14 protein-coding genes are annotated in these 14,415 nt (G+C 71.7%); 9 read left to right on the forward strand and 5 right to left on the reverse strand.

Going from position 1 to position 14,415, the window contains the following annotated elements; translation table 11 throughout:
* Positions 1–239: 239 nt before the first annotated feature.
* The 5 genes from ACIRST_RS30960 to dnaA all read right to left on the reverse strand — a co-directional run bounded on the left by ACIRST_RS30960 (position 240) and on the right by dnaA (position 7,145).
* Positions 240–818, reverse strand: coding sequence for a DUF721 domain-containing protein (locus ACIRST_RS30960; RefSeq protein ID WP_402806187.1), 579 nt, complete (start codon positions 816–818; stop codon positions 240–242).
* A 140-nt stretch (positions 819–958) separates the two neighbouring features.
* On the reverse strand, positions 959–2,092 hold the full coding sequence (recF, locus tag ACIRST_RS30965; RefSeq protein WP_350526570.1) for a DNA replication/repair protein RecF: 1,134 nt from the start codon (positions 2,090–2,092) through the stop codon (positions 959–961).
* A 72-nt stretch (positions 2,093–2,164) separates the two neighbouring features.
* A complete protein-coding gene (gene gnd / locus ACIRST_RS30970) occupies positions 2,165–3,040 on the reverse strand; it encodes a phosphogluconate dehydrogenase (NAD(+)-dependent, decarboxylating) (RefSeq protein WP_350526571.1) in 876 nt (291 codons plus the stop codon).
* Positions 3,041–3,224: 184 nt separating this feature from the next.
* A complete protein-coding gene (gene dnaN / locus ACIRST_RS30975; RefSeq protein ID WP_350526572.1) occupies positions 3,225–4,355 on the reverse strand; it encodes a DNA polymerase III subunit beta in 1,131 nt (376 codons plus the stop codon).
* A gap of 933 nt (positions 4,356–5,288) precedes the next feature.
* Positions 5,289–7,145: a chromosomal replication initiator protein DnaA gene (dnaA, locus tag ACIRST_RS30980; protein ID WP_402806192.1), complete on the reverse strand. Its 1,857-nt coding sequence runs from the start codon at positions 7,143–7,145 to the stop codon at positions 5,289–5,291.
* A 353-nt stretch (positions 7,146–7,498) separates the two neighbouring features.
* Between dnaA and rpmH the strand changes: the two genes are divergently transcribed.
* The 9 genes from rpmH to ACIRST_RS31025 all read left to right on the forward strand — a co-directional run bounded on the left by rpmH (position 7,499) and on the right by ACIRST_RS31025 (position 14,202).
* Positions 7,499–7,636, forward strand: coding sequence for a 50S ribosomal protein L34 (gene rpmH, locus ACIRST_RS30985; protein ID WP_030059672.1), 138 nt, complete (start codon positions 7,499–7,501; stop codon positions 7,634–7,636).
* Between the two features lie 18 nt (positions 7,637–7,654).
* The gene (rnpA, locus tag ACIRST_RS30990; protein ID WP_350526574.1) at positions 7,655–8,083 is read left to right on the forward strand and encodes a ribonuclease P protein component; all 429 of its coding nucleotides are present in this window, start codon (positions 7,655–7,657) and stop codon (positions 8,081–8,083) included.
* The gene (yidD, locus tag ACIRST_RS30995) at positions 8,080–8,394 is read left to right on the forward strand and encodes a membrane protein insertion efficiency factor YidD (protein WP_350526575.1); all 315 of its coding nucleotides are present in this window, start codon (positions 8,080–8,082) and stop codon (positions 8,392–8,394) included. Before rnpA ends, yidD begins: the two co-directional genes overlap by 4 nt.
* A 3-nt stretch (positions 8,395–8,397) precedes the next feature.
* Positions 8,398–9,555, forward strand: a complete 1,158-nt coding sequence (yidC, locus tag ACIRST_RS31000; protein WP_350526576.1) for a membrane protein insertase YidC — start codon at positions 8,398–8,400, stop codon at positions 9,553–9,555.
* 82 nt (positions 9,556–9,637) lie between these two features.
* Positions 9,638–10,168: a protein jag gene (locus ACIRST_RS31005; RefSeq protein WP_396549860.1), complete on the forward strand. Its 531-nt coding sequence runs from the start codon at positions 9,638–9,640 to the stop codon at positions 10,166–10,168.
* Positions 10,169–10,346: 178 nt separating this feature from the next.
* Positions 10,347–11,165, forward strand: coding sequence for a 16S rRNA (guanine(527)-N(7))-methyltransferase RsmG (gene rsmG, locus ACIRST_RS31010; protein ID WP_402806197.1), 819 nt, complete (start codon positions 10,347–10,349; stop codon positions 11,163–11,165).
* Positions 11,166–11,410: 245 nt separating this feature from the next.
* The gene (locus ACIRST_RS31015) at positions 11,411–12,382 is read left to right on the forward strand and encodes a ParA family protein (protein WP_402806199.1); all 972 of its coding nucleotides are present in this window, start codon (positions 11,411–11,413) and stop codon (positions 12,380–12,382) included.
* Positions 12,379–13,452 carry a ParB/RepB/Spo0J family partition protein gene (locus ACIRST_RS31020; RefSeq protein ID WP_350526579.1) on the forward strand — a complete coding sequence of 358 codons (1,074 nt, stop codon included), beginning with the start codon at positions 12,379–12,381 and terminating at the stop codon, positions 13,450–13,452. The genes ACIRST_RS31015 and ACIRST_RS31020 overlap by 4 nt, the downstream gene beginning before the upstream one ends.
* Positions 13,453–13,584: 132 nt before the next feature.
* Positions 13,585–14,202, forward strand: coding sequence for a GNAT family N-acetyltransferase (locus ACIRST_RS31025; RefSeq protein WP_350526580.1), 618 nt, complete (start codon positions 13,585–13,587; stop codon positions 14,200–14,202).
* Positions 14,203–14,415: the final 213 nt, after the last annotated feature.

A 14,415-nucleotide genomic window follows, 5' to 3' on the forward strand; every position in this document is an offset into this window, starting at 1 on the left:
GGCGTTTCGACTCGGTTGCCACTAGCAACAGTGTTTGGCTCTCAGTCTACCGGTACGACTGACAGAGATGGGCGTTTGGCAGCCCTTGAAGGCAGATACGCCGCCCTGAATCCCCTCTGCACATGTCCCGATACTCGCCCGGGGGCCCCAGAGCGCCTGGGAGGGCTGTCAGGGGTTCCGGAAGATCGGCATCCGATCGGCACGGGGCGGGCGCCGGGGCGACACCGCGCCGGCACCCGTCAGCCCCAGGTGTCGCCCGGCCCCTTGCTCCCCGGCGCGCGCAGCCGGCCGTAGCCGCGGGCGGGCGCCGCGGGGCCCAGCACCTTGATGGTCTTCACCGTGCCGTGGCCCAGCTCGTGGTTCAGACGGGCCACCAACTGCCGTGCCAGCCAGCGAAGTTGGGTGGCCCAGGCGGTGGAGTCGCACTGCACGGTGAGCACCGCGGCGGCCTCGTCGTAGGAGGAGGGGTGGCAGTGCGCGGCGATGTCCGGGCCGACGATCTGCGGCCAGCGGCCCATCACCCCGCCGACGGCGGCCGAGGACTCCCAGCCGCGCTCGGTCAGCAGCCGGTTCAGCGCGGCGCCCAGCGGGACCGGGTCGCGGCCGTCCGAACGGGCACCGCTGCGCAGACCGTGCCGCTTCGCCTCGCGCTTCTCCCGGACCTGCTCGCCGCGCTGCTTGGCCTGGGCCCGGGCCGCCCGCAGCGCGGAGCGGGCGAGGTCGGCACCGGTCGGCTCGGGGGCGCCGGGCTTCGGGGCGCCGGGGGCACCGGGCTTCGGGGCGCCGGGCTTGGGGGAGTGCTCCGCCGACTCGCTCACGGCGATCTCCTTTCCCCAGCCTGTGGACAACGGTCGCGGTCACGCGCCCGCCGAGCCGTCCAGCCTACGGGAGTACTCGGACGCCGCGGATCGCGGTGGGCCCGGGGGAGCGCGACGGGGGTCGTGGAACGGGTGCGCGGTCAGCCGTCGACGCGGCGCACGGCGCCGTCGGACACCGCGAACCGGGCGCCGGCCAGCGCCTTCGGGACGTCCTCGGCGACCGCCGCCGTCACCAGCACCTGCTCGCCGTCGGCCACCAGCTCGGCCAGCCGGTCCCGGCGGGCGGCGTCCAGCTCGGCGAACACGTCGTCCAGGATCAGCACCGGCTCACCGCCGTCGGCGCGCAGCAGCTCGTACGAGGCCAGCCGCAGCGCCAGCGCGTACGACCAGGACTCGCCGTGGCTGGCGTAGCCCTTGGCGGGCATCGGGCCGAGCTTGAGCCCCAGCTCGTCGCGGTGCGGGCCGACCAGGGTGAGGCCGCGGTCGACCTCCTGCTTGCGGACCGCCTGCAGCGCGCCCAGCAGCTGCTCCTCGGCCTGTTCGCGGCTGGTCGGCAGCTCGCCCTCGAAGGAGCTGCGGTACTCCAGGGCGGTCTCGCCGCCGCCGGGGGCCAGCTGCCCGTAGGCGGCCGTCACCAGCGGCTGCAGGGCGGCCACCAGCTGGATCCGGAAGGCCGTCAACTCGGCTCCGGCGCGGGCCAGGTGGCCGTCCCAGACCTCCAGGGTGGAGAGGTCCGCGCCCTTGCCGCCGCCCGCCCGACGGGCCATCGCGGCGGTCTTCAGCAGGGCGTTGCGCTGCTTGAGCACCCGCTCGTAGTCCTGCCGCACGCCGGCCAGCCGGGGCGCACGGGCCGTCAGCAGCTCGTCCAGGAAGCGCCGGCGCTCGCCCGGGTCGCCCTTGACCAGGCTGAGGTCCTCGGGGGCGAACAGCACGGTGCGCAACAGGCCCAGCACGTCGCGCGGGCGGACGTTGTCGGAGCGGTTGATCCGGGCGCGGTTGGCCTTGCCGGGGGTGAGTTCCAGCTCGACCAGGGTGGACCGGCCGCGGTCCACCACCGAGGTGCGGATCACCGCCCGCTCGGCGCCCAGCCGGATCAGCGGGGCGTCGGTGGCGACCCGGTGGCTGCCCAGGGTGGCGACGTAGCCGATCGCCTCGACCAGGTTGGTCTTGCCCTGGCCGTTGGGCCCCACGAAGGCCGTCACGCCCGGGTCGAGGGGAACCTCGGCCCGGGCGTACGACCGGAAGTCGGCGAGCGACAGGTGCGCGACGTGCATGGCTGTGGACTGCGCCCGCCTTCTGTGGATGAACCGGGGCCGCGCCCCGGTGGGGCCGGTCCCCGGAGGGAACTACTTCGACTCGACCGCGTGGCCGCCGAACTGGTTGCGCAGCGCGGCGATCATCTTCATCTGCGGCGAGTCGTCCTGGCGGGACGCGAAGCGGGCGAACAGCGAGGCGGTGATCGCCGGCAGCGGCACGGCGTGGTCGATCGCGGCCTCGACGGTCCAGCGGCCCTCGCCGGAGTCGGCGGCCCAACCGCGCAGCTTCGCCAGGTGCTCGTCCTCGTCCAGGGCGCGGACGGCCAGGTCCAGCAGCCAGGAGCGGATGACGGTGCCCTCCTGCCAGCTGCGGAAGACCTCGCGCACGTCGGTGACCTCGGGCGCGGCCTCCAGCAGCTCCCAGCCCTCGGCGAAGGCCTGCATCATCGCGTACTCGATGCCGTTGTGGACCATCTTGGCGAAGTGCCCGGCGCCCACCGCGCCCGCGTGCACCGAGCCGAAGTCGCCCTCGGGCTTGAGCGCGTCGAAGACCGGCTGGACCCGCGCGACGTGCTCGGCGTCGCCGCCGTACATCAGCGCGTAGCCGTTCTCCAGGCCCCAGACGCCGCCGGAGACGCCGCAGTCGACGAAGCCGATGCCCTTGGCGGCCAGCGCCTCGGCGTGCTTGACGTCGTCGGTCCAGCGGGAGTTGCCGCCGTCGACGACCACGTCGCCGGGGGAGAGCAGCTCGGCGAGCTCGTCGACGGTCGCCTGGGTGGCGGCGCCGGCCGGGACCATCACCCAGACCACGCGCGGGCCCTGCAGCTTGGTGACGAGTTCCTGCAGGCTCTCGACGTCGGAGATGTCCGGATTGCGGTCGTAGCCGATGACGGTGTGGCCGGCGCGGCGGATCCGCTCGCGCATGTTGCCGCCCATCTTGCCGAGACCGATGAGGCCGAGCTCCATGACCAAGTCCTTACCTGTGGTGACGTGCCTGGCGGCGGCGCCGTTGCCGCACTCCCTGAGCCTACGCGCTGAACCACCGGCTCCCGCCTGTGGTCGGGCCGAGCGGGGGAGACGTCCACAGGCTGTGCACAGCGGGTGTGCACAGCCTGTGGACGGTCACGCGGAAGCGGAGCGGATCGGCGGATCAGCCGGAGAGGCGGACCGGCATGATCAGGTACTGGTACGCCTTGTCCTCCTCGGCGTCCACCGAGACCTTGCCGCTGAGCAGGGCGGGCTTGGTCGGGGTGGTGAAGCTCAGCTGGGCGTAGGCGGAGTCGATGGCCTTGAGGCCCTCCTCCAGGTAGCCCGGGTTGAAGGCGATCGAGATGGCGTCGCCCTCCAGGGAGGCCTCGATCCGCTCGGTGGCCTGGGCGTCGTCGCCCGAGCCGGCCTCCAGCGTCAGCACGCCCTCCTCGAAGTTGAGGCGGACCGGGGTGTTGCGCTCGGCGACCAGCGAGACGCGCTTGAGCGCCTCCAGGAAGGGCTGGGTCTGGATCGCGGCGATCGCGTTGAACTCGGTCGGGAAGAGGCTGCGGAACTTGGGGAACTCGCCCTCCAGCAGCCGCGTGGTGGTCCGGCGGCCGGCGCCCTCGAAGCCGATCAGGCCCTCGCCCGCGCCGCCCGAGGAGAGCGCGATGGAGACGTTGTCGCCGCTGCCCAGGGACTTGGCGATGTCCTGCAGGGTCTTGGCCGGCACCAGGGCGACCGCGGAGATGTCCGACTGCTCGGGCTTCCACAGCAGCTCGCGGACGGCGAAGCGGTAGCGGTCGGTGGCGGCCAGGGTGATCCGGTCGCCCTCGATCTCGACCCGGACACCGGTGAGCACCGGCAGGGTGTCGTCCCGGCCGGCGGCGACCGCGGCCTGGCTGACGGCCGAGGCGAAGACGTCCCCGGAGACGGTGCCGGTGGCGGTCGGCATCTGGGGCAGGGCCGGGTACTCGTCGACCGGGAGGGTGGGCAGGGTGAAGCGGGAGCTGCCGCACACCACGCTGACCCGCTGGCCGTCGGTGGAGATCTCCACAGGCCTGTTGGGAAGGTTGCGGGAGATGTCGTTCAGCAGTCGACCGGAGACCAGGACGGTGCCGGCCTCCTCGACGTCCGCCTCCAGCTCGACCCGGGCCGACACCTCGTAGTCGAAGCCGGACAGCGCCAGGCTGCCCTCCTGTGCCGTCAGCAGCAGGCCGGCCAGCACCGGCACCGGCGGCCGTGCCGGGAGGCTGCGGGCAGCCCAGGCCACCGCCTCCGCGAGGACGTCACGCTCCACCCGGAACTTCACCGGTAACCGCCTCCTGGATCGAGCGCTCCCGCTCGCACTCTGGTTCGTCTGATCTTGATCGTCGGTCGGGCTGTCCGCCGAGCTCTGCCCGCTCCGCTTCCAGTCGCAAGGACAGTCTGACGTACTCCGCCGACAGACGGGGCAGACGGGCGGAAGCAAGCCGAACAGATGTCGGGGCGCGGTTGTCCACAGATTTCGGGCCCACCCACTTTGAAAGCAGGTTCACGGTCTATCTGTGTAGTGGTAGTAGTAGGGCCTGTGGAAACCGTGGATAACCCCGTTTCCGCAGGTCAGGGCCCGGATTTTGTCCACAGCGCATGTGGACGGCGGCTGTGGACGGGCAGGCCGCGCTGTGGACAGCCGAGCGTTACCCACAGGGCACGCTGGGTATCCACAGGTTATCCCCAGGGCTATCCCCAGATCCGGGCCCGGTTATCCACGGGCGCCGGTCAACTTTTCGTGACGCCTTTCACACCAGGGTATGAACGACAGCACACGGTTGTCGAACTGTGGACGCCGCTGTGGACAACCTGGGGATAACCCGCCCCGGCCTGGGGACAACCGGTGGATAACCCGGACGGCCCACTGGCGGGCCGTCAATTGTCCACAGCCTGTGGATAACCGTTGTGCACAAGTCCACAGGCACCTGACCTGCGCGGAAGAGCGTAGCGGGGACGGGCTTGTGGACGAATTCTGGATAACTCCGGGCTCCCCGGCCTGTGGACGGCCGCGAGGGTGCCCCACCTGTGGACAACGGCCTTGCGCGCCCCGGGTGTTCGAATCACCGGTCAGTTGTTCGGCGCGGGCTGTGGACTGGCACACCGTCCGTCGACGGCATTCCTGCCCGGCCGGCGGCGGTCGCACACCTGTGGATGCGCGAAAAGGGCGTCAGGATCGCTCCTGACGCCCTCGGGCCGCGGTGCGCGGCGGTGGCTAGCTCTTGATGCGGTTGGTGAGTTCGGTGACCTGGTTGTAGATCGAGCGGCGCTCGGCCATCAGCGAGCGGATCTTGCGGTCGGCGTGCATCACCGTGGTGTGGTCCCGGCCGCCGAACTGCGCGCCGATCTTCGGCAGTGACAGGTCGGTGAGCTCCCGGCACAGGTACATCGCGATCTGGCGGGCCGTCACCAGGACGCGGCTGCGCGAGGATCCGCAGAGGTCGTCCACGCCCAGGCCGAAGTAGGCGGCGGTCTGCTGCATGATGACCTGCGCGGTGATCTCCGGCCCCGCGTCCTCGTCGCCGCCGGGGATCAGGTCCTTGAGGACGATCCCGGCCAGCTCCAGGTCCACCGGCGCCCGGTTGAGGTTGGCGAAGGCGGTGACCCGGATCAGGGCGCCCTCCAACTCCCGGATGTTGCGGGTGATCCGGGACGCGATGAACTCCAGGACGTCGGCGGGAGCGTTGAGTTGCTCCTGGATCGCCTTCTTGCGCAGGATCGCGATCCGGGTCTCCAGCTCCGGCGGGGTGACGTCGGTGATCAGACCCCACTCGAAGCGGTTGCGCAGCCGGTCCTCCAGCGTGGTCAGCAGCTTGGGCGGCCGGTCCGAGGAGAGCACGATCTGCTTGTTCGCGTTGTGGAGGGTGTTGAAGGTGTGGAAGAACTCCTCCTGCGTGGACTCCTTGCTCGCGAGGAACTGGACGTCGTCCACGAGCAGGATGTCCATGTCCCGGTAACGGCGGCGGAAGGTGTCCGCCTTGCCGTCCCGGATCGAGTTGATGAACTCGTTGGTGAACTCCTCGGAGGACACGTAGCGCACCCGGGTGCCCGGGAAGAGGCTGCGCGAGTAGTGCCCGATGGCGTGCAGCAGGTGGGTCTTGCCCAGCCCGGACTCGCCGTAGATGAAGAGCGGGTTGTACGCCTTGGCCGGGGCCTCGGCGACCGCCACCGCCGCCGCGTGCGCGAAGCGGTTGCTGGCACCGATGACGAAGGTGTCGAACAGGTACTTGGGGTTCAGCCGCGCGGCCGGTTCGTCCTTGCGGGAGCCGCCGGCCGGGGGAGCGCCGGGCGGGGCGGGCACGCCGGGGACGGCGGGGCGCTCGCCCGGCCGCTCCGGGGCCGCCTTCTCGGCCGGGCGGCCGCCGGTGGGGCGGGAGCCGGCGGAACGGCGGCCGGCGGCGCCGCGGGGCTGCTCGTTCGGGCCGGGGCCGTAGGCGCCGCCGAAGAGGTCGCCCTGGGTGGTCGCGGGCGGGCCCGGCAGGGGCCGCGGCGCCGTACGGGGCGCGGGCTCCTCGTGCTCGTAGGAGGCGGGCGGCTGGTCCTGGTAGCCCGGCCAGCCCTGCGGGCCGGCGGAGGGGCCGCCGTAGGGGGCCGGACGCTGCTCGTAGCCGCCGGTGTCGTAGCGGGGGCGCTCGTAGTCCTGCTCGTACGGCTGGTCCTGCTCGTACCGCTGCCGCTGTTCGTAGGGCTGGTCCTGCTCGTACGGCTGCTGGTAGTCCTGGCCGCCGTAGCCCCCGGTGTCCTCGGCGGGACCGGGGTAGGGCTCGGCGGGGGTCTGGGGGGCGGGCGCGGGGGTGGTCGGCACGGCGTTGGCGTCGACCATCACGGCGATCCGGACCGGGCGGCTGAGCTCGCGGCTGAGGGCCTCGGTCAGCTGCGGCAGCAGCCGGCCCTCCAGCACCTGCTTGGCCCGCTCGTTCGGGGTCGCCAGCAGGGCGGTGTCGTGCATCATCCACATCGGCTGGGTGCGCTGCACCCACTGCTTGTCCATCTCCCCGACATCGGGGTCGCTGACCAGCCGCTCGACGACCCTGGCCCAGACCGGGACGAGGTCGCTGTTGACATCAGCCACTGGTGCACGCTTTCCAAGAACAAACCAGACAAGTTCTGCAACGGTAGTCAGCGAACAGGGCGGGATCAAGTCGTTGTCCACAGGCTGTGGGTAAAGCGGGCCGGAGAGGCCGGTTTGACCCTCGTGCCCCGTCCCGCGTACCGTAACCAGGTCGAGTTGTCGATGGCCGCTGCCGCATGTCCGCGGGTCCGCCCGCTCCATAAGGCGCGCAGCACGGGCGCCGTGGATTGCCTCAGACCCCAGCCGAACTGGGGCGATGGGCCGGATTTCCGAATTCAGGGGAGATCACGCGGACGCACGGTGACGGCCAAGCGACTCCCCGTCATCCTACGATTCACCTCAGGAGCCCCCGAGTGAGCAAGCGCACCTTCCAGCCGAACAACCGTCGTCGCGCGAAGACCCACGGCTTCCGGCTGCGTATGCGTACCCGCGCCGGCCGCGCCATCCTGGCTGCCCGCCGTGGCAAGGGCCGCGCCAGCCTGTCCGCCTGATCCGCGCCAGAGTCTGTCGTGCTGCCCTCCGAGAATCGGCTGCGGCGGCGCCAGGACTTCGCGACCGCAGTGAAACGCGGTCGCCGGGCCGGCCGGCCCCTTCTGGTCGTCCATCTCAGCAGAGAGGGTGACCCCCAGGGGCAGACCGACCGGACCAGCGACTCCCGCCCGCACGTCGCCGAGGGGACTCCTTCGGCGCGTGCGGGTTTCGTCGTGAGCAAGGCCGTTGGTCCGGCGGTCGTCCGCAATCTGGTGAAGCGCAGGTTGCGTCATCTCGTTCGTGATCGTCTGTCCAGGCTGCCCGCCGGTAGCCTGATAGTGGTGCGTGCGCTGCCCCAGGCCGCGTCCGCCTCGTACCAGGACCTCGAACGGGACCTGGACGCGGCGCTGAAGCGGTTGCTGAGGGCCGAGCCCGCCGCCACGGCGCCGACGGGAGCAGGGCGATGAAGTACCTGCTGATGGGTCTGATCAGGGTCTACCAGTGGACGATCAGCCCACTGCTGGGTCCGGTGTGCCGTTACTACCCCTCCTGCTCGCACTACGGCTACGAGGCCGTGAAGGTACACGGGGCGGTCAAGGGCGGCGGTCTGACCGTGTGGCGCATCCTGCGCTGCAATCCATGGACGCCCGGCGGGGTCGATCACGTCCCGCCGCGCAAGCATCCGGTGTGGCACCGCCGGCTGCGTGATCTTCTGAGCCCCCAGAGCGGGACCGCCGAGCCGGAGCCGGTGGCGAAGCCCGATGCCCAAGGAGTCTGACCGGTGACCTTCGGTTTTCTGAGTCCCCTCTACACAGCAGTGTCCTGGATCATCGTCCAGTTCCACTCGCTGTACAGCCACATCTTCGACCCGGACGGTGGCTGGGCCTGGGGTCTGTCCATCGCCTCGATGGTGGTCGTCATCCGGATCTGCCTGATCCCGCTCTTCGTGAAGCAGATCAAGGCGACCCGGGCCATGCAGGCGATCCAGCCGAAGATGAAGGCCATCCAGGAGCGCTACAAGAACGACCGCCAGCGCCAGTCCGAAGAGATGATGAAGCTGTACAAGGAGGCGGGTACCAACCCGTTCTCCAGCTGCCTTCCCATCATCGTGCAGGCGCCGTTCTTCACCGCGCTCTACGGCGTGCTGGCCAAGGTGGCCAAGGGCCAGGACATCGGCGTCATCCACGGTGACCTGCTGGTGAGCGCCGGCAAGGCGCACATCTTCGGCGCCCCGCTCTCCGCGACCTTCCTCGGCAGCAGCGAGACCAGCGTCAAGATCGTCACCGCGGTGATGATCATCCTGATGTCGCTGTCGCAGTTCGTCACCCAGCGCCAGCTGATGACCAAGAACGTCGACCTCACGGTCAAGACGCCGTTCATGCAGCAGCAGAAGATGCTGATGTACGTCTTCCCGGTGATGTTCGCCGTGATGGGCATCAACTTCCCCGTCGGTGTCCTGGTCTACTGGCTGACCACCAACGTCTGGTCGATGGGCCAGCAGCTGATCGTCATCCACAACAACCCGACCCCGGGCAGCAAGGCCTTCCAGGAGCGCCAGGCGCGGCTGAAGAAGGCCGGCCGGCTGCGTCCGGACGGCACGGAGATCAAGGGCGCGCTCTGGGGCATCCTGCCCCCGTCCAAGGAGGCCCTCAGCGCCGCGTCGAGTGCGTCCGCGGTGGTCGAGGAGTCGGTGCAGGCGCGCCGCCAGCAGCCCCGTCGGCAGAGCAAGTCGCAGCGCCAGCACGGTGGCGCCGGTCACGCGACGGCCGAGCTGAGCAAGGACACCCCGGCCGAGGAACCCGCCGACGCCGTCCCGGCCGAGCCGGAGACCAAGCCGACGGCTGCCAAGCAGGCCGCGGCCAAGCCGACCGGCACCAAGCAGGGCACCCGGCAGCAGCCGAAGCGCGGTGGCGGCCAGCGGCCGAAGAAGAAGTCCTGACCGGCCCCGGGCCTGTTGTGACAGCCGCGAAGAGCTTCGTTCCCGGCCCGCCAGACGGGCCCATCTCCGAAGGAGTCCATCAGTGACGGAAGGCACCACCTCCGCCATCGAGGCCGAGGCCGCCGCCAGCGCCGACGAGAGCCTCATCACCCGCCTGGAGCAGGAGGGGGACATCGCGGCGGACTACCTGGAGGGTCTGCTCGACATCGCGGACCTCGACGGTGACATCGACATGGACGTCGAGGGCGACCGCGCCCTGGTCTCCATCGTCAGCGACGGCAACGACCGCGCGCTGCAGCGCCTGGTCGGCCAGGACGGCGAGGTGTTGGAGGCGCTGCAGGAGCTGACCCGGTTGGCTGTCCACCGGGAGACCGGCGAGCGCAGCCGCCTCATGCTGGACATTGCCGGCTTCCGGGCCCGCAAGCGTTCGGAGCTGGCCACGCTCGGTGCCCAAGCGGCCGAGCAGGCGAAGAGCAGCGGCGAGCAGGTCAAGCTGCGTCCGATGACGCCGTTCGAGCGCAAGGTCGTCCACGACGCGGTGGCCGCGGCCGGTCTGCGCAGCGAGTCCGAGGGCGAAGAGCCCCAGCGGTGCGTGGTCGTGCTGCCGGCCTGAGGCCGGCGGATCGATGACCGGCCGCGGTGGCGGCCGGAGAGCTTCACCGGACGCGACCCCGTCCGCCTCGTGCGGGCGGGGTCGTCGTCCCTTCCGCGGGCAGCGGCCCGGCGGGAGACGTTTCACGTGAAACAGTGCGTTGAGCGGGTCGGTGGATCCGGGGATCGGAGAGGTCGAGATGGACACGGAGAACGCGGCTGCCGGCCGGCCGGGGGCGGACGTGGATCCGGCCCCCGAGGGGCGGGCCGCCGAGGTGGTGGCGCCGCCGGAGGCCCCGGCCGTCGCCCGGGAGGTCTTCGGCGACCGTTACGACGCCGCCGTCCGGTACACCGAGCTGCTGGCGACCGCCGGTGTCCAGCGCGGGCTGATCGGTCCGCGTGAGGTGCCGCGGCTCTGGGACCGCCACGTCCTCAACTGCGCGGTGCTGGCCGAGCTGCTGCCCGGCGGCACCACCCTGTGCGACGTCGGCTCCGGCGCCGGCCTGCCCGGCATCCCGGTGGCGCTGGCCCGTCCGGACGTCTCGGTGACGCTGCTGGAGCCGCTGCTGCGCCGGACCACCTTCCTGGAGGAGGTCGTCCGGGAGCTGGGGCTGGAGAACGTCACGGTGCTGCGCGGCCGCGCCGAGGAGATGGTCGGCAAGCTCGCGGTGGACGTGGTGACCGCCCGGGCGGTGGCGCCGATGGAGCGGCTGGCCGGCTGGGGCCTGCCGCTGCTGCGTCCGCACGGTCAGATGCTGGCGCTCAAGGGGGACAGCGCCGAGCAGGAGCTGGCCGACTCGCGCGCCGGGCTGGCCAAGCTGGGCGCGGTCGAGTGGAGCGTGATCGAGGTCGGTGCCGGCACCCTGGAGACCTCCACCCGGGTGGTCCAGGTCAAGGCGGGTGAGAGCCCCGGCGGCGTGAAGGCCGCGACCCGACGGGCCAAGGCGGCCCGGGCGGGCCGCACCGCGAGCGCCCGCAACGGCGAGCGCGGCCGGGGCGGGCGGCGCCGCGCCCGCTGAGCCGGGTGGCGCGGAAGACGTACGGAGACGGGCGGACGGGCCTCCTGGACGGGAGGCGCGTCCGCCCGTCGTCGTCCGGGTGACCAGCGGGACGACTCCGGGACACCGGAGTGTCGCAACGTCAGATTTCCGGCAAACCGGGCATGGTGTTTCACGTGAAACGTCGCTCCTTGCTCTCGGGCATCCTCCGCCGTGACCGGGCGGCGACTGTTGCCGCTCCGGTTTCACGTGAAACACTGACCCCCATGCAGGACTCGGAGACCATCGACCAGATCGATGACACGCCCATCGCGCGGGCTGCCCAGGCTGCGGTTCAGGCGATCGGCCGAGCGGGTGAGGGGCTTCCCCGGCCCGCCGCGACCCGGGTGATCGTGGTCGCGAACCAGAAGGGTGGGGTGGGCAAGACCACCACCACCGTGAACATGGCCGCCTCGCTGGCCATGCACGGCCTGCGCGTCCTGGTCGTCGACCTCGACCCGCAGGGCAACGCCTCCACGGCACTGGGCATCGACCACCACGCCGAGGTGCCGTCCATCTACGACGTCCTGGTGGAGGGCAAGCCCCTGGCCGACGTGGTGCAGCCGGTGCACGACGTCGAGGGGCTGTTCTGCGTCCCCGCCACCATCGACCTGGCCGGCGCCGAGATCGAGCTGGTGTCCCTGGTGGCCCGGGAGAGCCGGCTCCAGCGCGCCATCGCGGCTTACGAGCAGCCGTTGGACTACATCCTGATCGACTGTCCCCCCTCGCTGGGCCTGCTGACGGTCAACGCCCTGGTCGCCGGCCAGGAGGTGCTGATCCCGATCCAGTGCGAGTACTACGCGCTGGAGGGCCTCGGCCAGCTGCTGCGGAACGTCGAGCTGGTGCGCGCGCACCTCAACCCCGCGCTGCACGTGTCGACCATCCTGCTCACCATGTACGACGCCCGGACCCGGCTGGCCGCCCAGGTCGCCGAGGAGGTCCGGACCCACTTCCAGCAAGAGGTGTTGAGCACGGCGATCCCGCGCTCGGTACGCATCTCGGAGGCGCCCAGCTACGGGCAGACGGTGCTCACCTACGACCCGGGTTCGACCGGGGCGCTCTCCTACCTGGAGGCCGCCCGCGAGCTCGCGCTGCGTGCGGTGGGCCAGGGCGGCTCGCTGGTGGGTCAGCAGCGGGACGGCCAGCAGGGGCACGACGCCCCGGTGGCACAGCACGGCACGACGGAGGGTCATCAGTGAGTGGTCGCAGGGGTCTGGGTCGAGGGCTGGAGGCGCTGATCCGCCCCGCCGCGCCGGTGGACGGCGGGGTGGCGGCGAAGCCTGCGACTGCCACGCCCGCACCGGCCTCGGTGGTGGCGAACGGCGCGCCGACGCCGGCCACGGCGCCGCCGCTGCCGGGTGGCCGCGGCACGGTGGCGGCCCGGGCGGCCGCGGAGAAGCAGGCCGAGCAGGCGCAGCCGGCGGGTGCCTACTTCGCCGAGCTGCCGCTGGACGCGATCACCCCCAACCCGCGCCAGCCGCGTGACGTCTTCGATCCCGACAAGCTGGCCGAGCTGGTCACCTCCATCAAGGAGGTCGGTCTGCTCCAGCCGATCGTGGTGCGCCAGGCCGGGGCCGACAGCTTCGAGCTGATCATGGGCGAGCGCCGCTGGCGGGCCTCCCGGGAGGCCGGGCTGGACCGGATCCCGGCGATCGTCCGGGCCACCGAGGACGACAAGCTGCTGCTGGACGCCCTCCTGGAGAACCTGCACCGGGCCGAGCTGAACCCGCTGGAGGAGGCCGCCGCCTACGACCAGCTGCTGCGGGACTTCTCCTGCACCCACGAGGAGCTGGCCGACCGGATCGGCCGCTCGCGCGCGCACGTCTCCAACACCCTGCGGCTGATGAAGCTCGCGCCGTCCGTCCAGGTCCGGCTGGTGGCCGGGACGCTGATGGCGGGGCACGCCCGCGCGCTGCTCGCGGTGCCGGACCCCGAGCAGCAGGAGCGGCTGGCCGCGCGGATCATCGCCGAGGGCCTCACCGTGCGCAACGTGGAGGAGATCGTCGTCCTGATGCGCGCCGAGGAGGAGGCGGACAAGCCCAGGCGCCAGACGCCCAAGGCGGGCAAGCTGCTCTCCCCGGCCTTCAGCGACCTGGCGAGCCGGCTGTCGGACCGCTTCGACACCCGGGTGAAGGTCGAGGTCTCGCAGCGCGGAGGCAAGCTGGGCAAGGGCAAGGTGGTGCTGGAGTTCGGTTCGGTCGAGGACCTCAACCGGATCCTGGACAGCATGGCCCCCGGTGAGGACGGTCTGCGGCTGTCGCAGGGCTGAGCCGGGCTCCGGGCCCGGGTGCACCGACCCGATGGGTGCATGCTTCACGTGAGCGCTGTTTCACGTGAAACATGCACCCATCGGTGTTCGTGGGGGAATGCTCGACCGTGAAGTGGAGGAGGAGGTGCGGGCATGGGACGCCGGATCGCTCCGCTGACGCTGGACAACCTCGGGGACCTGCCGGACGGCTGCCGCTCCTGTGTGTTCTGGGAGCTGGACCCGGTCAGCGCCAAGGCGGCGGTGGAGTCCGGGAAGACGGAGTCGGAGAAGGAGGGGTGGATCTCCACGGTGCTGCTGGAGTGGGGCTCCTGCGGTCGGATCGTCTACGTGGACGACCGGCCCGCGGGGTTCGTGCTCTACGCGCCGCCCGCCTACGTCCCCCGCTCGCAGTCCTTCCCGACCAGCCCGGTCTCACCGGACGCCGTTCAGCTGATGGTCAGCCGGGTGCTGCCGGGCTACCAGCGCCAGGGGCTGGGCCGGGTGCTGGTGCAGACGGTGGCCAAGGACCTGATCGGGCGGGGGGTCCGGGCGATCGAGGCCTTCGGCTCGGCCGGACGGTCGCCGACCAGCTGCGTGCTGCCGGCCGATCACCTGCTGGCGGTCGGCTTCAAGACCGTCCGGCCGCACGCCCGCTACCCGCGGCTGCGGCTGGAGGCGCGGACGACGCTCTCCTGGCGGGGGGACGTGGAGGGGGCGCTGGAGCGGCTGCTCGGCGGCGGGCGCAAGGAGCCGGCACTGCGACCCTTCTGAGCCGCGCGGGAGGCGACGGCCGGAAGCAGGCCGGAAGCAGGCCGGAAGCAGGCCGGAAGCAGGCCGGAAGCAGGCCGGAAACGGGACGGAAAACGGCGGCGGGGGGCCCCGCGGGGGGGCCCCCCCCCCCCGCCGGGGCCCCCCCCCCCCCCACCCCCAACACCCCCCCCCCCCACCCCACCCCCCCGCCCCCCCGCCGGGCCCCCGGGTTGT

Origin of the sequence: Kitasatospora sp. NPDC101447, from assembly GCF_044767225.1 — a bacterium.
Taxonomy (GTDB): domain Bacteria; phylum Actinomycetota; class Actinomycetes; order Streptomycetales; family Streptomycetaceae; genus Kitasatospora.

Bases quoted from the DNA above. Each gene is read 5' to 3' on its own strand.
- recF (WP_350526570.1), bottom strand. From the start codon at position 2,092: ATGCACGTCGCGCACCTGTCGCTCGCCGACTTCCGGTCGTACGCCCGG.
- gnd (WP_350526571.1), bottom strand. From the start codon at position 3,040: ATGGAGCTCGGCCTCATCGGTCTCGGCAAGATGGGCGGCAACATGCGC.
- yidD (WP_350526575.1), top strand. From the start codon at position 8,080: ATGAAGTACCTGCTGATGGGTCTGATCAGGGTCTACCAGTGGACGATC.
- rsmG (WP_402806197.1), top strand. From the start codon at position 10,347: ATGGACACGGAGAACGCGGCTGCCGGCCGGCCGGGGGCGGACGTGGAT.
- ACIRST_RS31015 (WP_402806199.1), top strand. From the start codon at position 11,411: ATGCAGGACTCGGAGACCATCGACCAGATCGATGACACGCCCATCGCG.
- ACIRST_RS31025 (WP_350526580.1), top strand. From the start codon at position 13,585: ATGGGACGCCGGATCGCTCCGCTGACGCTGGACAACCTCGGGGACCTG.